Annotated in this window: 18 protein-coding genes, 1 pseudogene and 1 riboswitch; of the genes and pseudogenes, 15 read left to right on the top strand and 4 right to left on the bottom strand. The window is 74.8% G+C overall.

Translation table 11 applies throughout. From position 1 onward, the window contains the following. Positions 1–6: 6 nt before the first annotated feature. Entirely contained in the window at positions 7–1,338 is a 1,332-nt protein-coding gene (locus NEH16_RS22515; RefSeq protein ID WP_073965383.1) for a glycosyltransferase family 4 protein, read from the bottom strand. A gap of 176 nt (positions 1,339–1,514) precedes the next feature. Here NEH16_RS22515 and NEH16_RS22510 point away from each other — a divergent pair, with 176 nt between their 5' ends. The 7 genes from NEH16_RS22510 (at position 1,515) to NEH16_RS22480 (ending at position 7,910) form a co-directional block, all read left to right on the top strand. Then, the gene (locus tag NEH16_RS22510) at positions 1,515–2,114 is read left to right on the top strand and encodes a TetR family transcriptional regulator (RefSeq protein ID WP_265544592.1); all 600 of its coding nucleotides are present in this window, start codon (positions 1,515–1,517) and stop codon (positions 2,112–2,114) included. 127 nt (positions 2,115–2,241) lie between these two features. After that, a complete protein-coding gene (locus NEH16_RS22505) occupies positions 2,242–3,489 on the top strand; it encodes a substrate-binding domain-containing protein (RefSeq protein WP_265544590.1) in 1,248 nt (415 codons plus the stop codon). 3 nt (positions 3,490–3,492) lie between these two features. Beyond that, positions 3,493–4,281 (top strand): ABC transporter ATP-binding protein, encoded by a 789-nt coding sequence (locus tag NEH16_RS22500; protein WP_265544588.1) that lies wholly within the window; start codon positions 3,493–3,495, stop codon positions 4,279–4,281. Further along, on the top strand, positions 4,278–5,024 hold the full coding sequence (locus NEH16_RS22495; protein WP_265544586.1) for an ABC transporter ATP-binding protein: 747 nt from the start codon (positions 4,278–4,280) through the stop codon (positions 5,022–5,024). Before NEH16_RS22500 ends, NEH16_RS22495 begins: the two co-directional genes overlap by 4 nt. Beyond that, positions 5,024–5,911, top strand: a complete 888-nt coding sequence (locus NEH16_RS22490) for a branched-chain amino acid ABC transporter permease (RefSeq protein WP_073965380.1) — start codon at positions 5,024–5,026, stop codon at positions 5,909–5,911. Before NEH16_RS22495 ends, NEH16_RS22490 begins: the two co-directional genes overlap by 1 nt. Then, on the top strand, positions 5,908–7,020 hold the full coding sequence (locus tag NEH16_RS22485; RefSeq protein ID WP_265544584.1) for a branched-chain amino acid ABC transporter permease: 1,113 nt from the start codon (positions 5,908–5,910) through the stop codon (positions 7,018–7,020). Before NEH16_RS22490 ends, NEH16_RS22485 begins: the two co-directional genes overlap by 4 nt. Next, positions 7,017–7,910: an alpha/beta fold hydrolase gene (locus NEH16_RS22480; protein ID WP_265544583.1), complete on the top strand. Its 894-nt coding sequence runs from the start codon at positions 7,017–7,019 to the stop codon at positions 7,908–7,910. Before NEH16_RS22485 ends, NEH16_RS22480 begins: the two co-directional genes overlap by 4 nt. A 54-nt stretch (positions 7,911–7,964) precedes the next feature. On the opposite strand, the gene NEH16_RS22475 is transcribed toward NEH16_RS22480, so the two are convergent. After that, entirely contained in the window at positions 7,965–9,227 is a 1,263-nt protein-coding gene (locus NEH16_RS22475; RefSeq protein ID WP_265544581.1) for an extracellular catalytic domain type 1 short-chain-length polyhydroxyalkanoate depolymerase, read from the bottom strand. Positions 9,228–9,510: 283 nt separating this feature from the next. Here NEH16_RS22475 and NEH16_RS22470 point away from each other — a divergent pair, with 283 nt between their 5' ends. From NEH16_RS22470 to NEH16_RS22460, 3 genes are read left to right on the top strand one after another with little or no spacing between them, the layout of a single operon-like run. Next, positions 9,511–10,317, top strand: coding sequence for a 3-hydroxybutyrate dehydrogenase (locus NEH16_RS22470; protein ID WP_265544579.1), 807 nt, complete (start codon positions 9,511–9,513; stop codon positions 10,315–10,317). A 34-nt stretch (positions 10,318–10,351) separates the two neighbouring features. Then, positions 10,352–12,334 (top strand): helix-turn-helix domain-containing protein, encoded by a 1,983-nt coding sequence (locus NEH16_RS22465; protein ID WP_265544578.1) that lies wholly within the window; start codon positions 10,352–10,354, stop codon positions 12,332–12,334. A gap of 17 nt (positions 12,335–12,351) precedes the next feature. Further along, positions 12,352–13,485, top strand: coding sequence for a winged helix DNA-binding domain-containing protein (locus NEH16_RS22460; RefSeq protein ID WP_265544576.1), 1,134 nt, complete (start codon positions 12,352–12,354; stop codon positions 13,483–13,485). On the opposite strand, the gene NEH16_RS22455 is transcribed toward NEH16_RS22460, so the two are convergent. Together NEH16_RS22455 and NEH16_RS22450 are read right to left on the bottom strand one after the other, a co-directional pair. After that, positions 13,482–13,946 carry a DUF3291 domain-containing protein gene (locus NEH16_RS22455; protein ID WP_265544575.1) on the bottom strand — a complete coding sequence of 155 codons (465 nt, stop codon included), beginning with the start codon at positions 13,944–13,946 and terminating at the stop codon, positions 13,482–13,484. The genes NEH16_RS22460 and NEH16_RS22455 overlap by 4 nt on opposite strands. A 48-nt stretch (positions 13,947–13,994) precedes the next feature. Next, positions 13,995–14,633, bottom strand: a complete 639-nt coding sequence (locus NEH16_RS22450; protein ID WP_073965372.1) for a helix-turn-helix transcriptional regulator — start codon at positions 14,631–14,633, stop codon at positions 13,995–13,997. Between the two features lie 527 nt (positions 14,634–15,160). Next, a riboswitch (cobalamin riboswitch) is annotated at positions 15,161–15,230 on the top strand. A 122-nt stretch (positions 15,231–15,352) separates the two neighbouring features. Here NEH16_RS22450 and NEH16_RS22445 point away from each other — a divergent pair. The 5 genes and pseudogenes from NEH16_RS22445 to NEH16_RS22420 all read left to right on the top strand — a co-directional run bounded on the left by NEH16_RS22445 (position 15,353) and on the right by NEH16_RS22420 (position 21,086). Beyond that, positions 15,353–16,615: a prenyltransferase/squalene oxidase repeat-containing protein gene (locus NEH16_RS22445; RefSeq protein ID WP_265544572.1), complete on the top strand. Its 1,263-nt coding sequence runs from the start codon at positions 15,353–15,355 to the stop codon at positions 16,613–16,615. Then, entirely contained in the window at positions 16,612–17,301 is a 690-nt protein-coding gene (locus tag NEH16_RS22440; RefSeq protein ID WP_265870496.1) for an SCO2322 family protein, read from the top strand. Before NEH16_RS22445 ends, NEH16_RS22440 begins: the two co-directional genes overlap by 4 nt. Next, positions 17,298–18,458, top strand: a complete 1,161-nt coding sequence (locus NEH16_RS22430; RefSeq protein ID WP_265544571.1) for an energy-coupling factor transporter transmembrane protein EcfT — start codon at positions 17,298–17,300, stop codon at positions 18,456–18,458. The genes NEH16_RS22440 and NEH16_RS22430 overlap by 4 nt, the downstream gene beginning before the upstream one ends. Continuing rightward, positions 18,455–20,265: pseudogene (locus NEH16_RS22425) on the top strand (ABC transporter ATP-binding protein). Before NEH16_RS22430 ends, NEH16_RS22425 begins: the two are co-directional and overlap by 4 nt. Continuing rightward, positions 20,217–21,086, top strand: coding sequence for an ECF transporter S component (locus tag NEH16_RS22420; RefSeq protein ID WP_430523764.1), 870 nt, complete (start codon positions 20,217–20,219; stop codon positions 21,084–21,086). The pseudogene NEH16_RS22425 and the gene NEH16_RS22420 overlap by 49 nt, the downstream one beginning before the upstream one ends. The last annotated feature ends 57 nt before the right edge of the window (positions 21,087–21,143 follow it).

Raw genomic sequence — 21,143 nt, 5'->3', positions numbered from 1 at the left:
CCGGGGTCACCGCCGGCCGCCGGGGCCGGTGGCGGCGCGGGCGGCGATGGCCTGCCGGTAGAGCGCGGCGGTGCCGATCGCGGCCTGCTTCCAGGTGAACCGGGCGAGCACCCGCTCCCGTCCGGCGGCCCCGAGCCGGGCGCGCAGCTCCGCGTCGCCGAGCAGCCGGCCGAGCGCGTCGGCGAGGGCCCCCGGGTCGCCGGGCGGGACCGCGAGGCAGGTCTCCCCGTCGGGTCCGGCGACCTCCGGGATGGCGCCGCCGGTCGTCGCGACCAGCGGGGTGCCGGTGGCCATGGCCTCGGCGGCGGGCAGCGAGAAGCCCTCGTACAGCGAGGGGACGCAGGCGATCTGGGCGCCGCGCACCAGGTCGACCAGCTCACTGTCGCTGATGCCCTTGACGAACTCGACGGCGTCCGCGAGCCCGTGCCGCTCGATGGCCCGGGCGACCGGCCCGTCCTCGGCGCGCTTGCCGACGACGACGAGGTGGGCGGCGGGGTTGCCGGTACGGAGCTTGGCGAGGGCTTCCACGAGGTGGACGAGGCCCTTGAGCGGGACGTCGGCGCTGGACGTGGTGACGATGCGTCCGGGGACCTCGGGGACCGAGGGGTCGGGCGACCACAGGTCGGTGTCGGCGCCGATGTGGACGACCTGGATGCGGCGCGCGTCGACGCCGAGGTGGTCCACGATCTCCTGCTTGGAGGAGCCGGAGACGGTGAGCACGGACGGCAGCCGGCGCGCGACCCGCTTCTGCATGCGGGTGAAGCCGTACCAGCGGCGCACGGAGGCCCGGCGGCGGCGGCTCGTCGCGGCGTCCAGGTCGAGCTGCCGGTCGACGGTGATGGGGTGGTGGATCGTGGTGACCAGGGGCGCGCCGAGGTCGGCGAGGAGCCCGTAGCCGAGGGTCTGGTTGTCGTGGATGACGTCGAACTCGCCGCGCCGGGCGGCGAGGTGGCGCCGGGCCCGCAGGCTGAAGGTGAGCGGTTCGGGGAAGCCGCCGGTCCACATGGTGGCGACCTCTGCGGCGTCGATCCAGTCCCGGTACTCGCCGCGGCTCGGGGTGCGGAACGGGTCGGGCTGCCGGTACAGGTCGAGGCTGGGCAGCTCGGTGAGCGGGACGCCCTCGTCGAGGACCGGGTAGGGCTGGGCGCCGATGACCTCGACGCGGTGGCCGAGGCGGGCGAGTTCGCGGGCGAGGTGGCGTACGTAGACGCCCTGGCCGCCGCAGAAGGGGTTGCCCTTGTAGGTGAGGAGCGCGATGCGCAGGGGTCCGTCGCCGGGGCCCGTGCCCGGTGCGGCGACGCCCGTACGGGGGCCCGACTCAACGGCCTCAGCGGTCACACTCGGCCCCCTTCTCACTGCGTGTTCGCCGGAGCGTAACCGCCGACGCTAATCTAGAACAAGTTTCAGACTGGGTAGTTCAATGAGCTACGAATCTACCGGCAGGTAGCGACGGTGCAACGGCCGGATCAGGTGATTCACGCCACGGCATACACCCTGGCCACGGGACGGGACACATGACAGCGGAAGCCAGACCGGCATCGCCGCCCCTGACGGAGCGCCAGGAGGCCCGCCGCCGCCGCATCCTGCGGGCCACCGCCGAGCTGGCGGGCCGAGGCGGGTTCGAGGCCGTCCAGATGCGCGAGGTGGCGGAGGCGGCCGAGGTCGCCCTCGGCACCCTGTACCGGTACTTCCCGTCCAAGATCCACCTCCTCGTCGCCACCCTGCGCGACCGGCTCCAGCATCTGCGCACCGCCCTCCGCGAGCACCCCCCGGCCGGGGACGACGCGGCGTCCCGGGTCGCCGAGACGCTCATGCGCGCGTTCCGGGCGATGCGGCGCGAACCGCAGCTGGCGGACGCCATGGTGCGCGCCCTCACCTTCGCGGACCGGAGCGCGAGCAGCGAGGTCGACGCGGTCTCACGGCTCACGACGGCGATCATCCTGGACGCGATGGGCACCGGCCACCCGACGCCGGGGCAGCTCTCCGCCGTGCGGGTGATCGAGTACACCTGGCACTCCGCGCTGATCACCTGGCTCGCCGGCCGGGCGTCGATCGCGCAGGTGCGCACGGACATCGAGACGGTGTGCCGGCTGGTCGGCCCGGCGGCCCCCTGAAGCGGCTGCCATGTGCGGCGCCCACACGCCCCGGGGGCGAGGTGGGGTGCCCTGCACCATATCTACGGCGGCACGGTGTTCATACGGTTCGGCGACATCACAGGAACACGCCGAGGAGCCGGTCACCATGCCCCGCACCCGTACCGCCAGCAGAGCCCGCAGATCCCTCAGTGACATCCGTACCGTCGCCGTCCTGGCCGCAGCCGGTCTGCTGCTGACGGGCTGCACCGCCGCCGGGAAGGCGGGCGGTTCCGACTCCGCGAAGTCCGCCGACGACGCGGCCGTCAAGGTCGGCCTGGTGTACTCCAGGACCGGGCTCCTCGCGGACTACGGCAAGCAGTACCGCGACGGCTTCATGGCCGGTCTCGACTACGCCACCAAGGGCACCCGCAAGGTCGCCGGACACCGCATCGAGGTCACCGAGCAGGACGACGCGGGCGACCCGGGCAAGGCCGTCTCGGCGGCGAAGAACCTCATCGGCAAGGGCTACAAGGTGCTGGCCGGCACCACCGACTCCGGCGTCGCGCTCCAGATGGCCCCGCTCGCCGCGCAGAACAAGGTGCTGTACGTCAGCGGACCGGCCGCCACCGACGCGGTGACCGGGATCAACGGCTACACCTTCCGCTCCGGCCGCCAGTCCTACCAGGACATCCTGACGGCGGGCACGATGCTCGGCGACGCCAAGGGCAAGAAGGTCACGGTGCTCGCCCAGGACTCCACCTTCGGCCAGGCCAACGTGGCCGCCGTGAAGGCGGTCCTCGGCGGAAAGGGCGCCGAGGTCGGCTCGGTGCTGGCACCGCCCAGCGCGACGGACCTGACGCCGTTCGCCCGGCAGGTCAAGGCGGGCGGCCCCGACCTGGTCTTCGTCGCCTGGGCCGGCTCCACCGCCCCGGCGCTGTGGACCGCGCTCGACCAGCAGGGGGTGCTCGGCGCCAGCAAGGTCGTCACCGGCCTGGCCGGTACCGCCTCGTACCCGATCTTCGGGGCCGCCGGGTCCAAGGTGTCGTTCCTGGCGCACTACTTCCCGGGCGCGGGCGGGAACAACGCCGTGGAGAAGGCGATGCTGGACGCGGTGCAGAAGGACGGCGGCAAGCCCGACCTGTTCACGCCGGACGGCTTCACGGCCGCCCAGATGATCGTGCACGCCGTCGAGAAGGGCGGCGCCACCGACACCGCCGCGATGGTGAAGGCCCTGGAGGGCTGGAGCTTCGACGGGGTCAAGGGACAGACGCAGGTGCGCGGCGAGGACCACGCGCTGCTCCAGCCGATGTTCGTGGCCAAGCTGGAGGGCAAGGGCAAGACCGCCGCGCCGAAGCTGCTGGACACCGAGCAGCTGGACGCCGTCGCGCCGCCCGTGAAGCCCGCGGCGGGCTGAACCGTGACCGCACCCCACACCCTCGGGCAGGCGAGCCCGGCGGACCGGGAGACGCCGGTGCTCCGGCTGGAAGGACTCGGCTGGAGCGTCGGCGGCGCCACCATCGTCGAGGACGTCTCCCTCAGCGTCCGCGAGGGCGAGTTCCTGGCCTTCATCGGGCCCAACGGGGCGGGCAAGACCTCCCTGTTCAACCTGATCAGCGGGCTCAACCTGCCGACCGCGGGCCGGATCGAGCTGGACGGCGCCGAGATGACGGACCGGCCCGCGCACGTCCGGGCCCGGCGCGGCGTCGGCCGGACCTTCCAGACCTCCAGCCTGTGGCCCGCGATGACCGTCGCCGACCACGTACGCCTCGCCGCGCAGGCGGCCCGGGGCGGCTCGTACCGGCTGTGGCGGCGCGCCGACCCGTACACCGCCGACGTGGCCGGTGTCCTGGAACGCACCGGCCTCGGCCACCGGGCCGGGGCCACGGCGGGCGAGCTGTCGCACGGCGAGAAGCGGAAGCTGGAGCTGGCCGTGCTGCTGGTGGGCGAGCCCCGGCTGATGCTGCTCGACGAGCCGATGGCCGGGGTCAGCGCCGAGGAGGTCCCCGCCCTCACCGAACTCATCCGCACCCTGCACCGCGAGGAGGGGCGCACGGTCCTCATGGTCGAACACCACATGGACGTCCTGCTCGGCCTCGCGGACCGGCTCGCCGTGATGCACCACGGCCGGCTGCTCGCCCTGGACACCCCGGACGCGGTCACCGCCGACCCGGTCGTGCAGCAGGCGTACCTCGGGGAGGGGCTGTGACGGAGCAACCCCTCCTGGACGTACGGGACCTGCGGGTCCTGATCGGCGGCCGGCACATCCTGCACGGCGTCGACCTGGACGTCACCGCGCACGGCGTCACCGCGCTCCTCGGGCGCAACGGTGCCGGGAAGACCACCACGGTCCGGGGCGTCCTCGGGCTCGTCCCGCGCGCCGGGAGCGTCCGGCTCGGCGGCGAGGAGACCGCGGGCCTGCCCACGCACGCCCTGGTCCGGCGCGGCATCGGCTACGCCCCCGAGGACCGGGGCATCTTCGCCGGGCTGACCGTCGCGGAGAACCTGCGCCTCGCCGAGCGGCGCGGCGCGGGCGAGCCGGCGTACGGCCTGGTCCACGAGCTGTTCCCGGAACTCAAGCAGCGGGCGCGGCAGTTGGCCGGGACGCTGTCGGGCGGTCAGCAGCAGATGGTGGCCATCGGGCGCACCCTGCTCAACGCCAACCGGCTGATCATCGCGGACGAACCGACCAAGGGCCTGGCGCCGAAGGTCGTCACCGAGGTGGCCCAGGTGCTGGAACGGGCCGCCGAGGCGGTGCCGGTGCTCCTCGTCGAGCAGAACCTCGCCGTGGTGCGCCGGCTGGCCGGGCACTGCGTGGTCCTCGCCGACGGCCGCACCGCCCACCGGGGCCCGGCCGCCGAGCTGCTGGGCGACGCGGAGGCGGCCCGCACGCTGCTCGGTGTGGGCCACGGCCCGCTCCCCGCACACCCTTCCGTGAAGGCGGATTCCTGATGTCCACCCTCGTCCTGCTCACCATGACCGGTCTCGGTCTGGGGGCCCTCTACTTCCTCGTCGCGTCCGGACTCTCGCTGATCTTCGGCCTGATGGACGTGCTCAACTTCGCGCACGGGGCGCTGCTCTCCATCGGCGCGTACGGCACCTGGTGGGCGGCGTCCGGGAACCTCCCCGGCGCGGGCCCCGGCGGCGCCGGTTTCGTCCTTGCGGTCCTGTTCGGTACGGCGGTGGGCACCGCCGCCGCCGTGCTCCTCGAACTCGCGGTCGTCCGCCCGCTCTACACCCGGCCGCGCGAGCAGGTGCTCGCCACGGTCGGGGTGGGGCTCGCGGTGCCCGCGCTGCTCTCCGGCATCTGGGGCTCGGACGCCCACACCTTCCCCGGGCCCGAGGCGCTGTCCGGGACCTTCGGGCTGCTGGGCGCGCAGGTCCCGGTCAACCGGCTGGTCCTGGTGGGCGCGGCGGTCGTGGTGCTGGTGGCGCTCCGGCTGTTCCTCGGGCGGACCCGGCACGGCCTGGTCGTCCGGGCCGGGGTCGAGGACCGGGCGATGGTCACCGCGCTCGGCATCGACGTCCGCAAGGCGTTCACGCTGGTCTTCGCGATCGGCGGCTGCGCGGCGGCGCTGGGCGGGGCGCTCGGCGGGCTGTACTTCGGCTCGGTCGACCCGCGCCAGGGGACCTCGCTGCTCATCTTCGCGTTCGTCGTCGTGGTCACCGGCGGCATGGGTTCGGTGACGGGCGCCGCCGTGGCGTCGGTGGTCATCGGCCTGGTCCAGCAGTTCGCCAACTACTACACCGCAGCGGGACTCGGCGACCTGGCGGTCGTCGTCCTGCTCGCCGTGCTGCTGCTGATCCGGCCGCGCGGACTGACGGGGAGGCTCGCGTGAGCACCGCCACCGACACACCCGACCGCACCGCGGGCCGCACCGCCGCGGGTCCGGCCCCCGCCGGGCGCTTCCGGCCGCTGCGCTGGTGGCCCGCCGCCGTCCTGCTGGTCCTGGTGGTGGCGCCGTTCAGCGCGGTGCCGGTGCCGGGCCTGCTCGACGGGCCGCTGGGCTCGGCGGGCAGTCTGCAACTCCTGGCGACCTGCCTGCTGTTCGGCGCCCTGGCCACCGGCTACGACCTGCTGCTGGGGCGGACCGGGCTGCTCTCCTTCGGGCACGCCCTGTACTTCGCGGCGGGCAGCTACGCCACCAATCTGTTCCTCCTGGAGGCGGGGCTGCCGTTCGCGCTCGCCGCGGTCCTCGGGCTGCTCTTCGGGATCGCGCTCGCCCTGGCCCTGGGGTCGGTGAGCCTGCGCGTGACCGGGATCGGCTTCTCCATGGTGACCCTGGCGTTCGCGCAGGCGGGCTCGATCCTGGTCTCCCGCGACCCCGGCGGGGTCACGGGCGGCGAGGAGGGCCGGGCGGCCCCGTCGGACCTGCTGCCGTCCTCGCTGGTCGGCATCGACAACACCGCGAACCTGTACTGGATCGCGCTGGCCTACCTGGTCCTCACCCTCGGCGTCGTCCACTGGGCGGTCCGCTCTCCCACCGGCCGGGTCTGGGAGGGCATCAAGGAGAACGAGCGCCGGGTGGAGGTCCTGGGCCTGAAGCCGTACGGGTTCAAGCTGACGGCCTTCGTGGTCGCGGGGGCCCTCGCCGCGCTCGGCGGCATCGTCCACCTGCTGCTCACGGGCGGCTCGACCCCGCAGACCACCACCTCGGACTTCACGCTGTCGCTGCTGGTGATGGTGGTGCTCGGCGGCTCGGGCACCCGGTGGGGCCCGATGGTCGGCGGCATCCTGTACACCTGGGCCGACCACCGGCTCGGCGATCTCGCCGGGTCCGGCACGGTCGCGGACCTGCCGGCGGTGCTGCGCGTACCGCTGTCGCAGCCGTTGTTCCTGCTGGGCGTGGTCTTCGTGGCCGTGGTACATCTGCTGCCCGGTGGCCTGGCCCGCCTTCCGTCCCGGCTCAGGGGCGCGTCCAACCGTAAGGAGACCGGAGTCAGTTGAGCCCGCTCGCGGAGTACGAAGAGATCGAAGTCCCCGTGCGCGGGGGCTCCCTGGCGGCGCTGCGCTGGCCGGCCGCCGACCCGGCGGCCCCGGTCGTGGTGGCCCTGCACGGCATCACCTCCAACGCCCTGTCCTGGGCGGCGGTGGCCCGGCTGCTGGACGGCCGGGTCACGCTGGTCGCGCCGGACCTGCGCGGCCGGGCCGGGAGCGCGCGGCTGCCGGGCCCGTACGGGATCGCCGCGCACACCGACGACATCGCCGCCCTGACCGAGGCCCTGGGCCGGGACCGGGTGGTCCTCGCCGGCCACTCGATGGGCGCGTTCGTGGCGGCCCTGGCGGCGGTGCGCCACCCGGACCGCTTCGGACCGCTGCTGCTCGTGGACGGCGGCATCGGCTTCCCGGCGCCGACGCACCTGACGCCGGACGAGCTGATGACGGCGGTGATCGGCCCGGCGATGGACCGGCTGTCGATGACCTTCCCGGACCGGGCCGCCTACCGCGCGTTCTGGCAGGCGCATCCGGCGTTCGCCGGGGCGTGGTCGGACGAGGTGGACGCGTACATCCAGCGCGACCTGACGGGCGGGGAGCCGGAGCTGCGCTCGTCCTGCCGGATCGAGGCGGTCCGCACGGACGGCGTCGGGCTGTTCGACGAGGAAGTGCTGTCGGCGGTGCGGAAGCTGCCCGTCGACGCGACGCTGCTGTGGGCCGCGCGCGGGCTGATGGACGAGGAGCAGGGCCTGTACGACGAGGGCCGGCTCGCCGCCGCCGGTCTCGACGGGACCCGGGTGGAGCCGGTCGCGGTGAAGGACGTGAACCACTACACGGTCCTGACGGGCGACCGGGGCGGCCGGGAGATCGCGGACCGGCTGGTGGCGCTGGCGCGGGGCTGAGAGCGCGGACGAGCGGGGCCCGGCGTGTGTGCCGGGCCCCGCTCGTCGTGTGCGTCAGGCGGTGCAGCCGCTGTCCGCGATGACGAAGTAGCCGGCCGGGGTCTCCTTCAGGGTGTGGCTGACGAAGACGTTGTACAGGCCCATGTTCTGGTCGGAGCCGTTCGCGTAGACGTACCCGCCGGACATGTGCGCCCGACCGGCGGCGACGTGGGCGTAGTTGGTGGCGGTGTAGCACTGCGCGGGGTCGGGGTCACCCGGGTCGCCGGGGTCCCCCGGGTCGCCCGGATCACCGGGGTCGCCCGGGTCGCCCGGTTCGGTGCCGCCGTCCAGGCCCCAGAAGACGCCCGTGTAGTACGTGGAGCAGATGGTGTTCAGGAAGTACGCGGCCGTCGAGCCGCACTGCTGGGCGCCCGAGCCGGGGCTGACGGGCAGGCCGTGGCCCATGCCGGCGACCGAGTACATCTCCACGGCCGGCTGCCCGGAGGCGTCGTTGTAGACGGTGCGGGTGGTGCCGCCGGGGAGGGAGTCGGTGGCCGACGGGGTCTGGCCGATGCCCCACACGTTGGTCCACTGGTCGCGCAGGGCGGTGGCGTTGGCCGGGTAGACCGTGTAGTCCGAAGTGCCCTGCCAGATCGCCACCTTGGGCCAGGGGCCCTTGTAGCCGGGGTAGGCGGCGCGGACCTTGTCGCCCCACTGCGCGGGCGTCAGCTTCTGCGGGCCCGTCTGGCAGCCGGATGCGGCGGCCTGGCTGGTCGCGCACTGGGCGGGCAGCCCGGAGGCCACGGAGCCGCCCGCGAAGACGTCCGGGTAGGCGGCGAGCAGGTCGGCGGTCATCCCGCCGCCCGCCGAGAGCCCGGTGACGTACACCCGGCGCCCGTCGGAGCCGTAGGTCTTCTTCGCGTAGTCGACCATCTGCACGATCGACGCGGCCTCGCCCTTGCCCCGGGTGTCCTCGTTCGGGTCGAACCAGCCGAAGCAGGACAGCGCGTTGTTCGCCGACGTGGTCTGCGGGAAGACGACGGCGAAGCCCCACTCGTCGGCGTACTTCGGCCAGCCGGAGTTGGTGTAGTACGCGTTCGCGGTCTGCGTGCAGCCGTGCAGGGCGACGACCAGGGGGGCGTTCGCGGGGAGTCCTGCCGGGGTGTACGCGTACATCTGGAGGTTGCCGGGGTTGGAGCCGAAGCCGGTCACCTGCTGGAGGCCGGCGGCAGCGGCGGCGGGCTGCGTGGTGGTGACGCTCAGCGTCGCCGCGAGCAGTCCGAGGACGGCCGTCGCCGCGATGCGGCGGCAGAGGCGTTTCAGGATCGGTGGGCGCACGGGTGCTTTCTCCCTGCCGTGGGGGTACGGGTTGCTGCCGGAACCTACGAGCGGCACCGGCCCCCGCCCATGGGACCGGTGGCCACACCCCGGCCCCCGCTGTGTGCCCCGACGCCCTTGCGCGGAGGAGTCCGGCGGTGGGGCCGCCTCGACCGCCCCCGCCGGTCGCGGCGCGGCGCCCGCCCGGGGCCCCGCACCATGTACGCCCGCACCATGCCCCGGTACGCGGGTGTGTGCACCGACGCCGTGTGACGCGGGCCCGCGCGTACCTACGGTGACCGCCATGGAGACTTCCCGCAGACCGGATCACCAGCCCGCCGCCGCCCCCGCGCAGGCGCCCGCAGAACCCGTCCTGGCCGGGCGCACCGCGCTGGTGACCGGGGCGGCGAGCGGGATCGGACGGGCCTGTGCGCAGGCGCTCGCCGACGCGGGCGCCCATGTGCACGTCGTGGACCGGGCCGGTGAGGCCGCCGAGCGGCTGGCGAAGGAGATCGGCGGGACGCCCTGGGTGGTGGACCTGTCCGAGCCCGACGTCGTGGACACCCTGCCGGCCGATGTGGACGTGGTGGTCAACAACGCGGGCATCCAGCACGTCGCCCCGGTGCACGAATTCCCGCCGGACCGGTTCGCGCTGATCCAGCGCGTGATGGTGGAGACCCCGTTCCGCGTCTTGCGCCGGACCCTGCCGGGCATGTACGAACGCGGCTGGGGGCGCGTGGTCAACATCTCGTCGGTGCACGGGCTGCGCGCGAGCCCGTACAAATCGGCCTATGTGATGGCCAAGCACGCACTGGAGGGGCTGAGCAAGGTGGTCGCGCTCGAAGCGGCGGAGCACGGGGTGACGAGCAACTGCGTCTGCCCCGGATATGTGCGCACCCCGCTGGTGGAGAACCAGATCGCCGACCAGGCCCGCACGCACGGCATCTCCGAGGAGGAGGTGATCGGCCGGGTGATGCTGGAGCGCAGCGCGCTCAAGCGGCTGATCGAGCCGGCGGACGTCGCCGAGGCGGTCCTGTGGCTGTGCGGCCCGCGCACCGGGCACATCACCGGCTCCTCGCTCTCCATGGACGGCGGCTGGACCGCGAACTGACCCGCCCACCCGACCCCGAGGAACCCCGGACGCCATGCCTGAACCGCTCCCCGCCGCCGCGCCCCACCTCCGGCGCCTGTTCGACCTGCTGGCCGACGACGCCCCGGCCGAGGCGCTGGGGGCGGTCTCCTCGCAGGCGCGGGCGGACGGGGTGCCCGCCGTCGAGCTGGCGGAGGTGGAGCGGGCGACGGCGACCGCGCTGCGGATCAGGAGCGCGCTGCGCCAGCACCGGCGCCGCGAGGCCCAGCTGACCGCGCTGTTCGACACGGCGGGCGACCTGGCGGCGTCGCGCGACCTGGACGACGTGCTGAAGGCGATCGTGCGGCGGGCCAGGATGCTGCTGGGCACGGACACCGCGTATCTGACGCTCCCCGACGAGGAGGCCGGGGACACCTATATGCGGGTCACCGACGGCTCGGTCTCGGTGCTCTTCCAGCGGCTGCGCCTGGAGCTGGGCGAGGGCCTGGGCGGTCTGGTGGCGCAGACGGCGAGCCCGTACGCGACGCCGGACTACCGCACCGATGACCGCTTCCGCCACACCCGCAACATCAACGCCGGGGTCCTGGACGAGGGCCTGGTCGCGATCCTGGGCGTGCCGCTGCTGCTGGGGTCGAGCCGGGGCGGTACGGGGAAGGTGATCGGCGTCCTGTTCGCGGCGGACCGCTCGCCCCGGGTCTTCAGCCCGGACGAGGTGGCCCTGCTCTGCTCGCTGGCGGCGCACGCGGCGATCGCCATCGACACCGCCCGCGCGCTCGCCGACACCACGGCCGCGCTGGCCGAACTGGCCGAGGCGAACGCGGAGCTGGCCGAGGCCAACGCCTCCGTGCGGGCGCACTCGGCGGCCATGCGGCGGGCGGAGGAGTCGCACGACCGGCTCACCGACCTGGTGCTGCGCGGCCGGGACGTCAAGGACGTGGCGGCAGCCGTTGCCGGGCTGCTCGGCTCGCCGCTGACCATCCACGACCCGGGCGGCCGCCCGCTGGCCGCCGTCCGCCCGGACGGTACGGGCTTCGCCGCCGACAGCATGGACGCCGGCTGGCTGGCGGAGGCGGCCGAGGAGTCGCGTACGGGGGCGCGGGCCGTGCACCGCGACGGGCGGGTGGTGTGCGCGGTGCTCGCCGGGCAGGAGCTGCTGGCCGGGCTCGTCCTGCACCGGGCCCGCCCGCTGGACGACTCGGACCGGCGGCTGTTCGAGCGGTCGGCGGTGGTGACGGGGCTGCTGTTGCTGCTGCGGCGCACGGTGGCCGAGACGGAGAACCGGATACGCGGTGAGCTGGTCGCGGACCTGCTGTCGGACCCGGCCCGTGACCCGGCGGGGCTGGCCGAGCGGGGGCGCCGCCTCGGCATCGACCTGGACCGCCCGCATCTGCTGCTCGTGGCGGAGACCGGGGCGCGGGAGCGGCTGGCCCCGGCCGCGATGCGCTTCCTGTTCGGCGGCGAGCACCAGGGCGTGAGCGCCGAACACGCGGGCGCGGTCGTGCTGTTGACGGAGGACACCGGTACGGACGCGGGTGCGGCGGCCCGGGCGGCGGCGGCCCAGCTGGGGCAGCTGGCCCAGGCCCCCGTCACGGTGGCGGCCGCCGGTCCGGCCCGGGGCCCCGGCGAGCTGGCCGCCGCGTACGCGGAGGCGGCGCGCTGTCTGCGGGCGATGCGGGTGCTGGGGCGGACGGGCGAGGGCGCGTGCGTGGAGGAGCTGGGGTTCCTGGGCGTGGTGCTGGGCAACGCGCAGGACGTGGACGGCTTCGTGGCGGCGACCCTGGGGCCGCTGCTGGAGTACGACGCGCAGCGCGGCACGCACCTGGTGCGGACGCTGGGCGCGTACTTCGGCGCGGGTGGCAGCCTGATCCGGGCCAAGGACGAGCTGCACGTCCATGTGAACACGGTGGTGCAGCGCCTGGACCGCATCCAGGTGCTCCTGGGGCGCGACTGGAACGAGCCGGACCGGGCGCTGGAACTGCAACTGGCACTGCGGCTGCACCTGTTGTCGGGCGCCTCGCGGGACACACGGCGGGCCTGAGGGCAGAATCCAGAACCGTGACGATCACCGCGCGCGCCCTCAACCGGGCCACCCTCAGCCGTCAACTGCTGCTGGCCCGCGAGCCGCTGACCGCTTCCGAAGGGGTGCGGCGGGTGGTCGCGCTCCAGGCCCAGAACCCGGCATCCCCGTACATCGCCCTGTGGAACCGGCTGTCGGGCCTGACCCCCTCGGACCTCGACGCGGCCTTCGCGGACCGGTCGGTGGTCAAGGCGACGCTCATGCGGATCACGCTGCACGCGGTGCACGCCGACGACTATCCGGCGTTCCGGGCCGCGGTGCGGCCGGTGCTGTACGCCTCGCGGCTGGGCTCCCGGTTCACCGCGTCCGGGCTCACCCCGGCCGAAGGCGAGGAACTGGCGTCGGAGGTCGTGGAGTTCGCGCGTACGCCGCGCACCTCGGCGGAGATCCAGGCGTGGCTGGCCGAACGCTTCGGGGTGGAGCGGAAGGACGCGGTGTGGTGGGGCATGAAGACGTACGCCCCGCTCCATCACGTCCCGACCGGTCCGCCGTGGTCGTTCGGCGCGCGTGCCGCGTTCGTCGCGGCGGGCGAGGGGCCCGCGCCCCGGGGCCGGGAGGTGGACCGGGCGGCACTGCGCACGCTGGTCCTGCGCTATCTGGCCGGGTTCGGCCCGGCGTCGGTCGCGGACGTGGCGCAGTTCTCGATGGTGGGGCGGGCGCAGATCCGGGCGGAGCTGACAGTCCTGGCGGACGAGGTGGAGCGGCTGGAAGGGCCGGGCGGGGAGGCGCTGTTCGACCTTCCCGGCGCCTCCCGGCCGGACGCCGACACCCCGGCCCCGTCCCGGCTCATGGCGATGTGGGACTCCACGCTGCTCGCGTACGCGGACCGGAGCCGGGTGATACCGCCGGAGTACCGCCCGCTGGTGATCCGCCGCAACGGTGACGTGCTGCCGACCCTGCTGGTGGACGGCCGGGTCGCGGGCGTGTGGCGCCCGACGGCGGAGGGGGTGGAGGCCACGGCGTTCCATCCGCTGCCGGCCGCCGTCTGGGACGAACTGGGCGCGGAGGCCGAGGCGTTGGCCGCGTTCCTCGGCGCCCGCGAGCGGGTGGTCTACAACCGCTACCACCACTGGTGGACGAAGCTCCCGGACGCGGATGTGCGGATGCTCTAGGCGGAGCTGCCCGGCGGCGGGTGCGGGGCGCGGAAGGTGAAGGCGTCGGGCGTGTCGCCCTTGGCGCGGAGCAGGGCGACCCGGTCCATCGCCTCCTGGACGTCCGGGCGGTGGCCGGCCGGGACCCACCACAGGGCCATGTGGTGGTCGGCCAGGCGCTCGAACCATTCGCGGCGGCGGGCCAGGACCCTGAGGTGGTCGCTGCGGTACACGTACGCCTTCAGCGCGTCGACGGACTCCCAGACGGAGCAGTTGATCAGGAAGAGATCGTCCCCGTTCTCCGGGCGGAGGCTCGTGGCGTCGGCGCCCTCCTCGTCCACCATCCGCCATACGAAGCCGGGGGCCCGGTCGGCGAGGGCGTTGATCTCGGGGAGTTGTGCGACGAAGTCGGCGATCTGCGGGCTGTCGAGCGGGGCGAGGAGGCGCCCGACGTTGACCTGGGCAAGGTGGAAGTCGTTCACGGGCCCAAGCATGGCCGGGTGAACCTTCTAAAGTCAACGGATTCGTTTTTAGACTTCGCCGACCCCTTCGGGCCCTTCGATCGCCACGCAACAGCCTTCCGGCAGCGGGTCCATGGCGGCGCTCCAGCCCTCGGCGAGCAGTCCTTCGATGCCGGCGAGGTTCATCCCGCAGACCAGGGCCGGGAATTGCTCCGCCAGCGCGTGGAACGGGCAGTTGTTGAGGCGGAGTTTCCCGCAGTCCCAGTACGGCTCGTAACCGCGCTCCCGCAGTGCGGCGACCGGGTCCGCCGCACCCGCCGCCTGCCCGGCGGCGCGGGCCGCCGCCTGCAACTCGGCGTCGAGCCCGGCGCGTTCGACGACCTCCGCGAGCAACCGGCTGACGGTGTCGTACGAGCGCGGCGGCACGGAGACGGCGTGCTCGCCGTCCGCCCGCCGGTACAGCTTGGACGGCCGCCCGGCGCCGGGTCCGGTACGGCCGGAGAGCCGGCGGAAGGCGGTCTCCAGGAGCCCGGCGTCCACGAGCTTGTCCAGATGAAACGCGGCCACGGCCCGCGTCACGCCGACCCCGTCGGCTGCGGCGTCCCGGGTGACGTCGCCCTGGGCGGCGGCCACGTACCGGTACAGCCCGCGGCGTACGGGGTCCCCGAGAACCGCCAGCGCGTCGAGGGCGGCGTCGTCACTGCTCACGGGCCCGAGTCTAGGCGGCCCCGCCGCACCGCTTTCGGGGGCGCCGCCCCCGAACCCCCGCTCCTCAATCGCCGGAGGGGCTTGATTTTGCCCCCGCCGCCGTGAATCCGCGGCAGCGAACCAGGCCCCGGCGCGGAAACCCAGCCCGCCGGCGATTGAGGCGCGGAGCCCGGGCGGAATCCCAGCCCCGTCGGCGATTGAGGCGCGGGGTCCGGGCGGAATCCCAGCCCCTCCCGCGATTAAGGAGCGGGGCCCGGGCGGAATCCCAGCCCCTCCGGCGCTTGAGGAGCGGGTTCCGGGGCGGAATCCCAGCCCCTCCGGCGCTTGAGGAGCGGGGTCCGGGGCGGAGCCCCGAAACCAAGCCCCGCCGGCGATTGAAGCGCGGGGCCCGGGGCAGCTCCCCTCACCCAAGCCCCGCCGGCGATTGAGGCGCGGGGTCCGGGGCAGCGCCCCGGTTTCGGGAAGGGGCGGGGAGGGGAACAAACCCCGCCCGCTAGACTGGCCGCGTCGTCACTATGCCCGTTCAGGGGGAAGCCGGTGCGAATCCGGCACTGACCCGCAGCCGTAAACCGCCGCAAGGCGAAAGTCGGAATGCCCTGTCCGAGTCGTGACCGGCTCACGCCGCCGGAACCCCGGCGGCCCGCCCCGTCGAGGTATACGGAGCCGGAGCCCGGTGCCGTGTGTGCCTGCCCCGGCCCCCAGGAGAGGCACCACCCGCCATGACCGCACGCCGCAGCGCCGCCGCGCTCGCCGTCACCGCCGCCGCGTTCTGCGCGGCCGCCGCCCCGGCCGCCGTCGCCGCGCCGTCTCCGTCGCCCTCCCCCTCGGCCGCGCTGCCCTCCGGGCTCTACGGCACCGGTGACCCGACGTACGACGGGGTGTGGCGGCAGTCCCTCGCCTTCCTGGCGCAGCAGGCCACGGGCGTGACCCCGGCCGCGAAGGCCGTCGACTGGCTGACCGGCCAGCAGTGCGACAGCGGCGCGTTCCCCGCGTACCGCCCGGACGCCTCCGCGCCCTGCAACGACAAGACGATGGTCGACACCAACGCGACGGCCGCCGCCGCCCAGGCGCTGCGCGCGGTCGGCGGGCATCAGGACGCCGTCGCGAACGCGGTCAGCTGGCTCAAGTCCGTCCAGAACGAGGACGGCGGCTGGGGCTACACCGCCGGCAGCCCCAGCGACGCGAACTCCACGTCGATCGTGATCGGCACCCTCGCCCGGGCCGGCGAGAAGCTGGGCGACGTGACGACGCACGGCGGCAAGACCCCGTACGCCGCCCTGCTCACGTTCTCCATCCCCTGCGGCGGCAAGGACGGCGGCGCTTTCGCCTACCAGCCCGACAAGGCCGGCAAGCTCGCCGCCAACGGTGACGCCACCGCCGCCGGTGTCCTGGGCGCGCTCGGCAAGGGCCTGGTCGTCTCGGACAACGCGGCCGTGAAGGACCCCGCCTGCCACAAGGGCTCCCCGCTGGAGCCCGAGCAGGCCGCGCAGAACGGCGCCGCCTGGCTCGCCACCGCCCTCGCGAAGAGCGGCCACCTCGACGCCGCCCCGATGCCCGGCGCGGAGGACAGCACGCCGCAGCCCGACTTCGGCAACACCGCCGACGCGGTCGTCGCCCTGTCCGCCGCCGGGCACAAGGACAAGGCGGCCGGCTCGGTCGCCTGGCTGAAGAAGAACTCCGCCGCCTGGGCGAAGCAGGCCGGCCCGGCCGCCTACGCCCAGCTGATCCTGGCCGCCCACGCGACCGGCGCCGATGTCCACGACTTCGGCGGCGCCGACCTCGTCGCCCGGCTGAACGCGACCGGCCCCGAGCCGGCCGCCGTGAAGAAGCCGCAGCCGACGGCCACGGAGGACGAGGAGAAGAAGGACAGCGGCGACGGCGACGGCATCGGCGGCGTCTGGTGGTTCGTCGGCATCGGCCTCGCGGTCGGCGCGGGCGCCGGCTTCCTGATCAGCGGCCGCCGCAAGAACCAGCAGCTGTGAGGCGCGGGGCACGGGCGCTCGCGCTCCTCGTCGTCGGCGCCGTCCTGGCGCTGCTCGGCGCGGGCGCGGCGCAGGCGGCGGGCTACCGCTACTGGTCGTTCTGGGAGGGCTCCGCGAGCGGCTGGTCGTACGCCACCCAGGGGCCGTCGCTCGTCCGGCCCGAGGACGGCTCGGTCCAGGGCTTCCGTTTCTCGGTGAGCGCGGACTCCCAGGACGCCTCCAAGCCGCGCCGCGCCCCCGACTTCGCGAAGGTCTGCGCGGACACCCCCGCGAAGGACGGCAGCAAGCGCGTCGCGGTCGTCATCGACCCGGGCACCGCGGCCGACGCGCCGGACGGGGAGACCCCGCCCCCGCCGCGTACCGCCTGCGCCCGGGTCGCGAAGGACGCCAGCAGCGCGGAGGCCCTGGCGGCGGTCGCCAAGCCGCTGCGCTACGACGCGAGCGCGATGCTCTGCGCGATCTCCGGCTACCCGGCCACCGGCTGCGGCGAGCAGGTCTCCGAGACCGGCGGCGGCACGGACGGCGGCGCTGCGAACGGCGGCACGGACGGCGGCAGCAAGGCGCCCACCTCGGCCTCCTCCCACGGCGACGGCGGCGGCCCCTCCGCCGGCGTCCTCGTCGGGATCGGCGCCGTACTGCTCCTCGGCATCGCCGCAGTCGCGCAGGCCCGCCGCCGCCGCGGATGACCGGCTCGACGGCCGGCCGCACGGACACCGCGACGGACCGGCTCCCCGCCTGGCGCGCCCCCGCCGCGACGCGCTCCAACGCGTTGCCGGCCGGGGCGTGGTGGCTGTGGGCGCTGGGCCTGGCCACCGCCGCGTCGCGGACCACCAACCCACTGCTGCTCGGCCTGCTCGTCGGGGTCGCCGGTTACGTGGTGGCCGCGCGCCGCACGGACGCGCCCTGGGCCCGTTCGTACGGGATGTTCATCCGGATCGGGCTCTTCGTGATCGCGGTCCGGCTGCTGTTCTCCGTCTTCCTCGGCTCCCCGATCCCCGGCACGCACACCCTGTTCACGCTGCCCGAGCTGCCGCTGCCCGACTGGGCGAAGGGCGTCCGGATCGGCGGCCGGGTCACCGCCGAGCAGCTGGTGTTCGCGCTGTACGACGGGGCGAAGCTGGCGGCCCTGCTGATCTGCGTCGGCGCGGCGAACTCCCTGGCCAACCCGGCCCGGCTGCTGAAGTCGCTGCCCGGCGCGCTGTACGAGGCCGGGGTCGCCGTCGTCGTGGCGATGACCTTCGCGCCGAACATGGTCGCCGACGTGCTGCGGCTGCGCACCGCCCGTCGGCTGCGCGGCCGCCCGACCGGCGGAGTGCGGGCCGTCCTCCAGATCGGGCTGCCGGTCCTGGAGGGCGCCCTCGAACGGTCGGTCGCCGTGGCCGCCTCCATGGACGCGCGCGGTTACGGGCGTACCGCCCGCGTCCCGGCCGCCGTCCGGCACACCACGAACGTCCTCACGCTCGGCGGGCTGCTCGGCGTCTGCGCCGGTACGTACGGGCTGCTCGCCGCCGAGGGCGCCGACTATGGGATGCCGCTGCTCGTCGCCGGTCTCCTCGCGGCAATGGCGGGGCTGCGCCTCGGCGGGGCGCGTTCGGTGCGGACCCGCTACCGGCCCGACCGGTGGGGCGTAAGGGCCTGGCTGGTCGCCGGGTCCGGCGCGGTGGTCGCGGCGGCGATGATCTGGGCCGGGAACGCCGATCCTGCGGCCCTGCACCCCGGGGTCGTACCGCTGACCGCTCCCGTGCTGCCGCTGTGGCCGGCCGCCGCCGTGCTGCTGGGGCTGCTTCCGGCGGTGGTCGCGCCCGTCCCGCCCTCCCCCACAGGCTTCCAGGAGCAGGTGTGATCCGGTTCGACGCTGTTTCGGTGCGGTACGAGGGGCCGAGCGCCCCACGCTCTCGGGGGTCGACCTGACGATCCCGGAGGGTGAGCTGGTGCTGCTCGTCGGCCCCTCCGGGGTCGGCAAGTCCACGCTGCTCGGGGCTGTCTCGGGTCTGGTGCCGCACTTCACGGGCGGCCGGCTGACCGGGCGGGTCACCGTGGGCGGGCGCGACACCCGGACGCACAAGCCGCGCGAGCTGGCGGACCTGGTCGGCACGGTGGGCCAGGACCCCCTGGCGCACTTCGTCACGGACACGGTCGAGGACGAACTCGCCTACGGCATGGAGTCGCTGGGCCTGGCCCCGGACGTGATGCGGCGGCGGGTCGAGGAGACCCTCGACCTGCTGGGCCTGGCCGGGCTGCGCGACCGCCCGATCGCCACCCTGTCCGGCGGCCAGCAGCAGCGGGTCGCGATCGGCTCGGTCCTCACCCCGCACCCGCGCGTCCTGGTCCTGGACGAGCCGACGTCCGCGCTGGACCCCGCCGCCGCCGAGGAGGTCCTCGCGGTCCTCCAGCGGCTCGTCCACGACCTGGGCACCACGGTCCTGATGGCGGAGCACCGCCTTGAGCGCGTGGTGCAGTACGCGGACCAGGTCGTCCTGCTCCCCTCGCCGGGCGCCGCCCCGGTGATGGGCACGCCCGCCGAGGTGATGGCGGTCTCCCCGGTGCACCCCCCGGTCGTCGCGCTCGGCCGCCTCGCGGGCTGGGAGCCGCTGCCGTTGACGGTCCGGGACGCGCGGCGGCGGGCCGGCGAGCTGCGCGACCGGCTGGCGGAGGCGGCGCCGGGCGGACGGCCCGAGGCCGGGACCTCCGGTCCGGCGGGCGCGGGCCCGGCGCCTGCACGGACCGCTCCGGAACGGCCCGACGGCCCGCTCCCCGCCGCGCCGGACGCCCCCGGCCCGTCCCTCCCGCCGAACGCCCCCGCCCGGAGCCGGGGCGCCCTCGCCCGGCTGTTCCGGCGCGCCCCGGACGAGGCTCCCGCCGCGGCCCCCGCCGCCGACGACACCGCCGCCCCCGCCGCCCAGGCGGAACGGCTCGGCGTCCGGCGCGGCCGGGTCGAGGCGCTGCGCCGGGTCTCGCTCACCGTCCGGGCCGGGGAGACCGTGGCCCTGATGGGGCGCAACGGCGCGGGCAAGTCCACGCTGCTCGGTGCCCTCGTCGGCATGGTCGAGCCCACCTCCGGCACCGTCCTGACCGGGGGCCTGCCCCCGCACCGGACCGCGCCGCGCGAGATGGTGCGCCGCGTCGGCCTCGTACCGCAGGAGCCGCGCGATCTGCTGTACGCGGACACGGTCGCCGCCGAGTGCGCGGCGGCGGACGCGGACGCCGGGGCGGAGCCGGGCAGCTGCCGGGCGCTCGTCTCCGAACTGCTGCCGGGGGTCGAGGATGAGACGCACCCCCGCGATCTGTCCGAGGGGCAGCGCCTCGCCCTGGCCCTCGCCCTCGTGCTGACCGCCCGGCCACCCCTGCTGCTCCTGGACGAGCCGACCCGGGGTCTGGACTACGCGGCGAAGGCCCGGCTGGTCGGGGTGCTGCGCGCGCTGGCCGCCGAGGGGCACGCCATCGTGCTCGCCACCCATGACGTGGAGCTGGCCGCCGAGCTGGCGCACCGGGTGGTGATCCTCGCCGACGGGGAGGTCGTCGCGGACGGACCGACCGCCGAGGTCGTGGTGTCCTCGCCCGCGTTCGCCCCACAGACCGCCAAGATCCTCGCCCCGCAGGAATGGCTCACCGTCTCCCAGGTGCGCGCGGCCCTGGGGGGTGGCGCGTGAACGAGGTGCGCAGGCGTGGCCGCCCGGTCCGGCTGGGCCCCCGGGCGATCGTGGCGCTGGTGCTGATCAGCGCGATCGGGATCGCCGCCTTCGGGTGGCCGCTGCTCGCGGACCGGGACTCGGGGCTCGCGCACGCGCAGGACGCGCCGTGGCTGTTCGCCGCGCTGCTGCCGCTGCTCGTCGGGGTGGTGGTCGCGATGATCGCGGACGCCGGGCTCGACGCGAAGGCGGTCGCGATGCTGGGGGTGCTGGCGGCGGTCGGGGCGGCGCTGCGCCCGCTGGGGGCGGGCACGGCGGGCCTGGAACCGATGTTCTTCCTGATGGTGCTGAGCGGGCGGGTGCTCGGGCCGGGTTTCGGCTTCGTGCTGGGGTCCGTGACGATGTTCGCGTCCGCGCTGCTGACCGGCGGGGTGGGGCCGTGGATGCCGTTCCAGATGCTGTCGATGAGCTGGTTCACGATGGGCGCGGGGCTGCTGCCCGGCCCGGACCGGCTGCGCGGGCGCGGCGAGCTGCTGATGCTCGCGGCCTACGGGGCCGTCGCCTCGTTCGCGTACGGAACGATCATGAATCTGTACGGGTGGACGATCGTGCCGGGCCTCGCCTCGGGCATCTCGTTCCGGCCGGGCGACCCGCTGGGGGACAACCTGGTCCGCTTCCTTGCGTACTGCGCGACGACCTCGCTGGGCTGGGACCTGGGCCGGGCGGTGCTCACGATCGTGCTGACGCTGACGGTCGGGGCGCCGCTGCTGAAGGCGCTGCGGCGGGCGACGCGGCGGGCTTCCTTCGAGGCCCAGGTCACATTCGGCGCCCCCGGCGAGTGAGGGCACCCACAGGACCTTGGTCCTGTACGAAGCGGCTTAGGAGCCGCGCACGGGGCT

It is taken from the genome of Streptomyces drozdowiczii (assembly GCF_026167665.1).
GTDB lineage: Bacteria > Actinomycetota > Actinomycetes > Streptomycetales > Streptomycetaceae > Streptomyces > Streptomyces drozdowiczii_A.
This window is presented reverse-complemented; position numbering and strand designations above follow the sequence as displayed.